At 68.2% G+C, this 9,509-nt stretch carries 9 protein-coding genes; 4 read left to right on the top strand and 5 right to left on the bottom strand.

The genetic code is table 11. The features are described 5' to 3' along the window. Both HMPREF1138_RS05100 and HMPREF1138_RS05095 read right to left on the bottom strand, forming a co-directional pair. The coding region (locus tag HMPREF1138_RS05100) for a glycosyltransferase family 2 protein (RefSeq protein WP_009057344.1) at window positions 1–1,632 on the bottom strand (1,632 nt) is incomplete at its 3' end. Further along, window positions 1,629–1,925 (bottom strand): WhiB family transcriptional regulator, encoded by a 297-nt coding sequence (locus tag HMPREF1138_RS05095; RefSeq protein WP_009057337.1) that lies wholly within the window; start codon window positions 1,923–1,925, stop codon window positions 1,629–1,631. The genes HMPREF1138_RS05100 and HMPREF1138_RS05095, both read right to left, overlap by 4 nt. Before the next feature lie 311 nt (window positions 1,926–2,236). Here HMPREF1138_RS05095 and HMPREF1138_RS05090 point away from each other — a divergent pair, with 311 nt between their 5' ends. Beyond that, window positions 2,237–2,848: a hypothetical protein gene (locus tag HMPREF1138_RS05090; RefSeq protein WP_009057341.1), complete on the top strand. Its 612-nt coding sequence runs from the start codon at window positions 2,237–2,239 to the stop codon at window positions 2,846–2,848. 3 nt (window positions 2,849–2,851) lie between these two features. Here HMPREF1138_RS05090 and HMPREF1138_RS05085 read toward each other — a convergent pair whose 3' ends face one another. Together HMPREF1138_RS05085 and rfbB are read right to left on the bottom strand one after the other, a co-directional pair. Continuing rightward, window positions 2,852–3,772, bottom strand: a complete 921-nt coding sequence (locus tag HMPREF1138_RS05085; protein WP_050981238.1) for a glycosyltransferase — start codon at window positions 3,770–3,772, stop codon at window positions 2,852–2,854. Window positions 3,773–3,830: 58 nt separating this feature from the next. Beyond that, window positions 3,831–4,838, bottom strand: a complete 1,008-nt coding sequence (gene rfbB, locus HMPREF1138_RS05080) for a dTDP-glucose 4,6-dehydratase (RefSeq protein WP_009057343.1) — start codon at window positions 4,836–4,838, stop codon at window positions 3,831–3,833. A gap of 205 nt (window positions 4,839–5,043) precedes the next feature. Between rfbB and HMPREF1138_RS11560 the strand changes: the two genes are divergently transcribed. The 3 genes from HMPREF1138_RS11560 to HMPREF1138_RS05065 all read left to right on the top strand — a co-directional run bounded on the left by HMPREF1138_RS11560 (window position 5,044) and on the right by HMPREF1138_RS05065 (window position 8,377). Beyond that, window positions 5,044–5,637, top strand: a complete 594-nt coding sequence (locus HMPREF1138_RS11560) for a hypothetical protein (protein ID WP_009057346.1) — start codon at window positions 5,044–5,046, stop codon at window positions 5,635–5,637. Window positions 5,638–5,720: 83 nt separating this feature from the next. Beyond that, window positions 5,721–7,334 carry a DUF2142 domain-containing protein gene (locus tag HMPREF1138_RS05070; RefSeq protein WP_009057339.1) on the top strand — a complete coding sequence of 538 codons (1,614 nt, stop codon included), beginning with the start codon at window positions 5,721–5,723 and terminating at the stop codon, window positions 7,332–7,334. Beyond that, window positions 7,331–8,377, top strand: coding sequence for a glycosyltransferase family 2 protein (locus tag HMPREF1138_RS05065; protein ID WP_009057347.1), 1,047 nt, complete (start codon window positions 7,331–7,333; stop codon window positions 8,375–8,377). Before HMPREF1138_RS05070 ends, HMPREF1138_RS05065 begins: the two co-directional genes overlap by 4 nt. Before the next feature lie 85 nt (window positions 8,378–8,462). Here the strand turns inward: HMPREF1138_RS05065 and HMPREF1138_RS05060 are convergent. Then, on the bottom strand, window positions 8,463–9,509 hold a 1,047-nt coding region (locus tag HMPREF1138_RS05060), incomplete at its 5' end, for a C40 family peptidase (RefSeq protein WP_009057345.1).

Below are 9,509 nucleotides of genomic sequence, written 5' to 3'. Positions count from 1 at the left end.
GTCCACGAGCAGGGGGCGGGCCTCGGGCGCGCAGTAGGCGGCCAGGACCGGCAGGGCCACGTGTGCGAGTACGCCGGCCAGGACGCCGTGCGTCGCGCTCATGAGGAGGGCGGGTGCGAGCGCCCAGGCCAGCGAGAGCAGGAATCGGACCCGCAGCGAGGAGGTCAGGGAGCGGGTGGGCACCCACGCGACCATCGCGGCCAAGGGCGAGGAAGCGACGAGGAGGAAGGTCTCGACGGCGCCGGGCGTGACGCCCAGGGGCGCCGCGGGGGCGCTGAGCAGGGCCAGGAGGATCGTCAGGGGGTCGGCGCCCCCGGCGTAGCCGTCGCCGCCCGGGATCCACCCGGACCACGCGGCGTTCCACAGCTCGGTCCACGAGGCGGGCGCAGAGACCCACGCGCCGCCGACGAGTCCGGAGCTCGACCCCCACCACTGGAGGGCCGCGAGAAGAGAGGTCAGGACGAGGAGACCGACGGCGGCGGACGCCGACCGAAGCCGGTAGCGCCGCATCGAGGCGACGATGAGCGGGTCGATGCGTTCGCCGTGTTCGTCCTCGTCGACGTGGGCTGGTTCTTTGCGCAGCGACGCGGGCGTCACCTCGAGGGAACGCAGCGCGGAGCGCGGAACGGTGCGGCTCTTGGCGGCCCGTGCGCGCCCGGCGAGCAGGCGCGGGGTCGCGCCCATCAGCGAGAGCAGCGCGGCGATCTCCGGCACGGCCAGGGAGGACCGGCCAGTGACGATGCGCCCGAGGGCGCGGGCGGGGGTCCACACGAGGAGCCAGGCCGCCAGGAAGGGCAGGACGAGCGCCGGAGTGGCCTTGCACCAGTTGTATAGCTGCGCGAAGCGGCGCCGACGGAAGGACTTGGCCTGTTCGGCCTCACGGAGGGCCTCCGCCTCGGCGGGGTCGGCCGACGCGGTAGTACCCGGGGCGGCGCCGGCCTCGAGCGCGGGGGTGAGGGAGGCGCGGGCGTGACGCACGCGGGCGCGCGGGGCGACGATGACGCGGTAGCCGGCGAGGTGGAGGCGCCGTCCCATGTCGAGGCCGTCGCCGAAGGGGCCGAGGGCGGGGTCGAAGCCGTCGACGTCCCGGTAGGCCTCGGCGCGCAGGAGCATGCCGACGGTTCCGACGCCGAGCACGTCGGTCGTGCCGTCGTACTGGCCCTGGTCGATTTCCTCCTCGCCGATGCGCTCGAGGCGACGGGCACTGGATGTCGCGAAGATACCGAGTTCGAGGAGACGCTGCCCGTCCCAGCTCAGCTGTTTAACTCCGACCGCACCGACCGTTTTGCCGACAGCGGCGGCCTGGACGAGTTCGCTCAGGCACTCGGGCTCGGGCGCACAGTCGTCGTGGAGAATCCACCACCACTGGGCGGAGGCGAAGGGAGCACCCTGGGCCTGCGCGCGGCGAATGGCGTCTCCAAGGGTGCGCGCGCGGCCCACGCGCACGAGCTCGGCTCCGGCGGGGACGCGGTCGGCGGGGAAGGGGGTGACGTGGCGCCCGGCAACGTCAATGATGGTAAGGGAGTCCGGGGCCATCGATTGAGCATCGATGGCCCGAAGAACGGACTGGGTGAGCGGCGCGTCACCCCGGGTGACGAGGATGGCGCCGACGGAGCGCGAAGTGGGAATCAACCGGCCATACGGCGCAGGCGCCGCCTCTCGCGCTCGGACATGCCACCCCAGATACCGAAACGCTCATCGTTGGCGAGCGCGTACTCGAGGCAATCCTCGCGCACCTGGCATGCCTGACAAACAGCCTTGGCCTCGCGAGTGGAGCCGCCCTTTTCGGGGAAAAATGCTTCGGGATCCGTCTGCGCGCACAGTGCGTGCTGCTGCCACGCAAGGGGGCCGTCAACGCGGGCGTACAGCGCCGCATCGGCGTCCTCGGACCACTCGAGGGGTCCGTCACCGAAGATGTTCCACATGCGGAAGACTCCTTATAACGAATCGATCAATACGAGAATTACACGCGTGTCATTGCAGGAAGTCAAGCGGTTTCGCGTTATTGAGACCTTAAGAGTAGCACCTGACCCCCCGGTAGATCCTTACAGTTTTGTAATGACTTCACAGTTACCCAGTAGCTGGAAAGCCTGGGACCTTCGATATACTCACGACTATGAGTGACTCTGCAGCAAATAATATGACGAGGCTCACTACCCTCGTTCGCGTGATTAACGGATGGTCAGGACCCGCCCTCACCCAGTACGGCCGGGAACGAGTCGAGCTGGGAGGACCCGTGGTCAGCAGATGGCTCTCCAAGATCGCCAATTACCTGACAAACGAGCTCGCCGCCGACCTCTTCGGCTCCGACGAACCGGCACCAACTCGCATCTACACGTCCCTTCAACCCTGGCAGGACGCGCTCTGGCAGATCGCCGCGCGCGCGATGGGATGGGAGCCCCTCGACACGCGACGGCCTCTGCCCGGCGATCTATTTGTGACAAATTCTCTGGGGTCGGAGGCACGCGACGCGCTGGCGGCCGGCGCCCACGTACTCGCCCAGCCCCGCGCCTACCTGTCCTTCGCCTGGGACGCGCAGCTCGACGGGGCCGTGGACGCGCTGGCCGAGATCGCCACGGCGCCCGACGCCCTCATCGTGGACACCCCCGACCTCCTGGCCAGCGCGCGGGACGAGGCCCTGGCGGGGCTACGCGCCCCAGAGGGAATCAGCGGGTCGCGAGTCGCGCTCCTATGGGAGCAGCACACCGGGGCAGGGCAAGTGCTCGACCAGTGGATGCGAGGGCGCAGCGTGGTCCTCATCGACCCCCACGTTGTTTCGCCGGAGCGCCTCCCCCAGATCCTGGCGACGGAGGCCGCGGACGCGGGGCTGGTCACCTACGGCCGCTAGCGGCTACCAGACGCGCAGGACGCGCGCGGCCGCGAGCTTAAGCCCCTCAATGCGGTCGCGCCTGATCTGCGACCAGCGACGGGCAAAGCGCAGGCGGGCCCACTGCCCGTCGGCCTCAAGCTCGCGCAGGATCGCCGCGAGCTCGATGCGGCGCGGCGCATCGAAGGTCCCCACGGCCAGGGCGGCGCGGCACGTGCGGATGAACTGGTCGCGATAGAAGCCGTTGCGCAGCTTCTCCATGCGCGCGTCGCGAGCGCCCGCACCCGAATTGGCGCCCTGCACGTTGCCGCCGTGCTGGCGGTACTCCAGGGTTGGCTCCTCGCCGATCACCCAGGTCAGGCCGATCGAGCGCGCAAGGGCGTACACGTACCAGTCATGCACGCCGATCTGGCTGTAGTCGAGCCGCGCGAGCACGCCGACGAGCGAGCGGTGCGCCTGCGGAGAAAACACGTATGTCGAGCCGGGCCCGGCTGCCTCGAAGAGGAAGTCCCACTCGCGCAGCGGCTGCGACTTGCGGATCAGGCGGCGCTCCCCCACTCCACCGCCGGGCAGCGACTCGAAAGAAGTCACGTTGGAGGAGACGACATCCGCCCCCGTGGCGGCCATGAGGGCGAGCTGGGTGGCCAGCTTGTCCTCGTGCCAGACGTCGTCCTGGTCGGTGAAGGCGACGAAGGACCCGTCGAAGGGATGCGTCGTGAAGAGGTGCAGGAAGTTACCCGTCACGCCGGGGGCACCGTCGCGCTGAGGCAACACGGTGATGCGCGGGTCGGCCGCGGCGCGCTCTTCCAGGTGGGAGCGCGTCGCGTCCGTCGACGCGTCATCGGAGACGACGAGGGACACGTCCACGCCCACCTGGGCGAGCACGGAGTCCACCTGTTCGTCGAGCCACGCCCCGCCCTCGGCCATCCCGTTGTAGGTGGCCATGAGGACGGTGACGCGGGGGCGAGGCTGACCGTCGTCTCGGGTCACGCTACCCAAGGACTCAGTGCCCTTCGGCGGCGTACTTCGCCTCGACGGCCTCCTTGAGGGGAGCCCACCAGGCCTCGTTCTCGGTGTACCAGGCGATGGTGTCGGCCAGGCCGTCACGGAAGTTCGTGAAGCGCGGCTCCCAGCCGAGCTCGGTGACCAGCTTCGAGTTGTCGATCGCGTAGCGCAGGTCGTGGCCCGGGCGGTCGGTCACGTGATCGAAGTCGTCGGGGGCGTAGCCCATGAGCTCGTTGAGGATGGCGACGACGTCGCGGTTGTTCGTCTCGCCGTTCGCGCCGATCAGGTAGGTCTCGCCGATGCGGCCCTTCATGAGGATGTCCCACACGGCCGTGTTGTGGTCGCGCACGTGGATCCAGTCGCGCACGTTCAGGCCGTCGCCGTACAGGCGGGGGCGCACGCCGCGCAGGCGGTTCGTGATCATGCGGGGGATGAACTTCTCGATGTGCTGGTAGGGACCGTAGTTGTTCGAGCAGTTCGAAATCGTGGCCTCCACGCCGAAAGAACGCACCCACGCGCGCACCAGCAGGTCCGAGCCCGCCTTGGACGAGGAGTAGGGCGAGGAAGGGTTGTAGGGCGTGGTGGGCGTGAACTTCGCGGGATCGTCCAGCTCGAGGTCGCCGTAGACCTCGTCCGTGGAGATGTGGTGGAAGCGCACCTTGTGGCGGCGCACGGCCTCCAGCAGGGTGAAGGTGCCCACCAGGTTCGTCTGGATGAAGGGCGAGGGGTCCAGCAGCGAGTTGTCGTTGTGCGACTCGGCTGCGAAGTGAACAACCGCGTCCGCGCCGGCGACGACGCCGTCGACGAGGTCGGCGTCCGCGATGTCGCCCTCGACGACGCTCAGGCGCGCGGCCTGATCGGCGGGGATGTCAGTCAGGGAGGCGCGGTTGCCCGCGTAAGTGAACTTGTCCAGGACGACGACGTCGACGTCCGGATGGTCCTCCAGCAGCGTGTGAACGAAATTCGCTCCGATGAAGCCGGCGCCGCCGGTCACAACGATCTTCATGGGTATTCTCCTTTGCGCGCCCGTGGGCGTCCGAGGGTGGTTTTCACCGGTTTCCTGCCCACCATTATGCCGCACATTCACGGCAAACCCGACCCGCGACCCCCGCAGCCTCGTCGGATACGTCACTATTCGCCACGCGCAAGGTCCCACTACTGCCCCACCGCGCTGCTACATTGGACGCATCCCCAACGAAAAAGGACTCGACGTGACTCGTTTCGCCCCCGCGGTTCTCCTCCTCGCGATGTGCGCACTGGCCACGGCCTCGTGCCAGGTCACCGACTCCGCCCAGTCCGACCAGTCGGTGCCCGTGGCGTCCGTATCCCCGGGAGACCCCGGGCAGCCGGCGAACTCCTCCATGCCGACCCTGCGCGCGGCCTCCCCCGGTTGCGCCGCCATGGACGCCGTCTTCACCGATGCCCTGGCCTCCTCCGAGACCGGGCAGGCGTACTCCACGGTCGCGTCGCGGCGCGCCGGGGAAACCACCGCCGACGAGCGCCACCACGCGTGGGAGGCCTTCGCGGCGACCCTGCGCAACGACTACGCCACGCAGCTCAGCGCCGCGGCGACCGACGACACCGCGCGCGAGGCCCTGGCCGCCCTCAACGTCTACGTGGACCGCAACGCCGCCCTTGATTCGGGCGCCATCCCCGAATACGCCGACCAGGCCGCCGCCCAGGAGGCCCTCAAGCGCGGCGAGAAGCCGGAGACGAACCCCGCCTACGAGCAGGCCCTCGCCGAGGCCACGAGCGCCCACGCAACCCTGACGGCCTGCATGCCCCACTGGCCGGTCGTCTTCTAACCCGACCACAGCCTCGCGGCGGCCGAAGTGGCGGCGACTCGTGTAAATTATGGGTATCCGTCCGAAACAGATTGGTTCACTCCATGGCACGCGCGCTCGCCGACCACCTTGCTCCCCTGCGGGATCGTTTCGTCGCCTCGGCGGCCCGACCGCTCGCCCTCATCATCGTCGTGCTCGGCGTCCTCGCCGTCAGCGCGGGATGGGTCTTCGCCTCGCCCCCGGGTGCTTCCCCCGACGACGACTACCACCTGGTCTCCTCGTGGTGTCCACGCCCCGCCACCTCCTCGTGCGCGACGACCACGATCGACGGCAACCTGTACGTCATGGCACCCGTGACCACGTCGCATGCGCCGTGCGAAGCATTCAAGGCTGACAAGTCGCACGCCTGCATCTACGACTATTCGGACGACACCATGTTTCCGACAGACCGCTACAACGACGGTCAATACCCCTATGGCTTCTACCAGTTCCACCATCTCTTCACCGGACACAACGTCGAGCACTCGGTGTGGGTCATGCGTGCCATCAACGCCGGGATCGCCATCATCCTCATGGGGGCGATCGCTGCCCTGTCGCGCCGGTCCGTGCGTTTCAGCGTGCTCTTAGCTGCCCTGGTGTCGTGGACGCCGATCGGCCTGTACTTCATTGCCTCCAATAACCCCTCGTCGTGGGCGATCACCGGCGTCTTCTGCTACGGCGCGGCCCTCTACTCGGCCCTCAACGCGCAGGGGTGGCGACGCTGGGCTCTCCTCGGCGCGGCCGCTTTCGCGGCGCTGCTGTGCTACGGGTCCCGAGGCGACGCTGCCTTCTACGTCTTCGTTGCCTCCCTGGGAATCCTGATTCTGGCGGCCACGCGCCGTCACCTTCCCGAAATCGGCATCGCGACCGTCCTGAGCGTCATTGGCGTGTGGTGCATGCTCGGGTCCGGCCAGTCCGGACATATCGCCCAGTCTGATGCGTCCGTGACCCTGCGCGAGCGCATCGATATCGCGATCATGAACATCCGCTACCTGCCCGAGTACTTCGCCGGATTCGTTGGCTTGGACTCGGGACCCGGCTGGCGCGACACCCACCTGCCCGGCTACACGACGATCATCGGGCTCCTCGTTCTGGGTGCCGTGATCTTCTTCGGCGCGCGCGCGATGAGCTGGCGCAAGGCCCTGGCCGCCTTCGTGGTCTTCGGCGCGATGGCCGGCATCCCCCTCCTGATCGCGACCCCGCCCACGTTCCCCAACCTCGGCGGCTACCACTCGCGCTACGCACTGCCCCTGCTCGGCACCTGGCTGGTCATCTGGCTCGCCTCGAGCCGCAGGAATTCTTCGATCACGAAGGGGCAGCTGACGATCTTCGTCTTCTTCATGAGCGTCGTCGATGCCGTCGCGATGCACACGACGATCGCTCGCTACGTCAGTGGACTCCTCTACATCCCACACCTGGGTTGGATTGCGCCGGGTAACCTAAACGGGAACATCCAATGGTGGTGGGCGGGTGCCCCGATCACTCCGATGACCCTGTGGCTCATCGCGTCAATGGGTTACGCCCTGGCCCTCACGGCGGGCGCCTACCTGATCGGTCCGCGGGTGCGCGACGCTGAGGAAGCGGACGCCCCCGCCGCACGCGAGGCACTTGCGCCGCCTGCGGAGCCGCTGCCTGAGCCCGCCGCCACCGCCGTCCGCGAGAAGGAAGAAACAAAATGAGCGCCACAGTCACCGTCGTCGTCCGCACGCGCAACCGCCCGGCGATGCTCACCCGAGCCCTGGGTTCGATCGGATCGCAGACCTTCACGGACTACGAGGTCGTCGTCGTCAACGACGCGGGGGACGAGGCAGCGGTCGCCTCGGTGGTCGACGCCCAGGACGCGGAGCTGCGCGCCAAGATTCAGGTGGTCACCAACGCGGTGTCGAAGGGCCGCGAGGCTGCCCTCGACTGCGGCCTGCAGGCCTCGCATAACCGCTACTACGCGGTCCACGACGACGACGATTCCTGGCACCCGGAATTCCTGGCTCGCACGGTCGCCTATCTGGACGAGCATCCGGCCGCCGGGGGTGTCGCGACGCGCTGCGAGATCATCCGCGAGCGTGTGCGTGCGGACGGGACCTGCACTGAGATCGAGCGCGAGGTCCTGTCGACGGACATGTACGGCCTCTCCCTCGTGGACATGATGGTGGAGAACTACACGCCGCCGATCTCTCAGCTAATCCGCCGCGAGGTCGCCGATCGCGTGGGTCACTGGGATGGTTCCCTGCAGACGCAGGCGGATTGGGATTTCAACCTGCGTCTGCTCGCGGATTCCCCCGTCGGTTTCATTGACGAGGAGCCTTTGGCCTTCTGGCATCACCGTGACACGCTGGATCCGTCGCTGGGCAATTCGATCGTGACGGACGCGTATCTGCACACGTGGGACAACCTGCATATCCGTGATCGTTACCTGCGTGCCATGCTGGCGACGGAGGATCCGTCGTCTCCGCACCTGGGCCAGGCGTTGCTCACCGCGGAGTATTACCGGCGCACGCGCGAGGAGCTCTTGCGGGTGGAGTCCGGGTTGCATTCCTCGCTGAACCTGGTCCACGTTGACCTGCTGAACACGATGAAGGCCCTGCATCAAGAGGTGCACGAGCTGCGTGGGGAGGTGGCTGCCCTGCGTCAGGAGCTGGAGGATAAGCCGACGCTCGGGGAGTCGCTGCGTAGCGCGGCGAAGGCCCCCACGCGCGCGGCGCGGCGCCTCTTGAAGCGCGGATAGGGGATTTGTCGGGCGCGAGCGCGAGCCCGCCTCCCTCGTCCCCGGGTCGGCCCCGCTTCGGGGCCGACCCGTTTGCGTGGTGTCTCTACGGGAGGGGGCGCACGACGTCGGGGGTCATGTTGGCCCACCCGTAGCTGGCGGTGATGTGGTCCATGCGCGCTGGGCGGCCCATCCAGTCGGTGTGGACAATCATGTCGTCGCCCAGGTAGATGGACACGTGCGTGACGACGCCGCCGCTCCTGTAGAAGATGAGGTCTCCGCGCTGGCGCTGGGCGAGCGGCACGTGCTGGAAGTACGGGTAGGCGTAGAGTTCCTGGGACGTGCGGTAGTCGGGCCACCCGTGCTTGATGACGGTGATGGGCTGGGGGTCGAGACCCGCGGCGTACAGGGATTGGAGGACGAGGCCGGAGCAGTCGAATCCGAGGTCGTAGGGGCCGGCGCCTCCCCACGTGTAGGACGAGCCGGTCTGGTTCCACGCGTATCCGATGAGTGCTTCGATGCGCTCTGAGCGCGTGGCGGTCAGGGGCAGCGGGCTGGCCTGGTACTGGTCGACGGTCCAGGGGTATCCGGTGTCCATGGCGTCCCAGGTGGCTCGGTCGACGACGCCGGTCGGGCTCAGGCCCGCGCGCCGCTGGAAGTTTGTGACGGCGGAGACGAAGGCGGCGTCGACGCTGGCGAGCTTGGTGGCGTGCCACAGGCCGAGGCGCTGCTGCACGATGCGGACCTTGACGCCGTTCATGCCCCACGTCAGGGTGTTGGTCTGGTCTCCGAGCCCGGTGATGTGGTCGGTGGGCTGGAGGTAGCCGGCCGGCGCCTCGTACCCGCGCCACGCGCCCGAGGCGTCGAACTCGTAGCGGCGCCCGTTCAGTTCGAGCGGGGTTGTGCGCATGATGCCGCTATCGGTGTCGAGGTAGTACCACTCTCCCCCGTCCTTCAGCCACCCGCCGATCTGGGCGCCGCTGGGGGCGAAGTAGTGCCAGCCGTCGGCCAGGCGCGCCCACCCGGTGCGCATCGCACCCGAGGAGTCCATGCAGTACCAGGTGCCGTCCACGCCCACCATGCCGGTCGCCATGACGCCCGTGTTCGGATCGAGGTAATACCACGCTCCCCCGTCCTTCACCCACCCGCCGAT

The organism is Actinomyces sp. ICM58, from assembly GCF_000283035.1.
GTDB lineage: Bacteria > Actinomycetota > Actinomycetes > Actinomycetales > Actinomycetaceae > Pauljensenia.
Note: the sequence above shows the minus strand (reverse complement) of the source record. Positions and strands in the feature narration are given on the sequence as shown.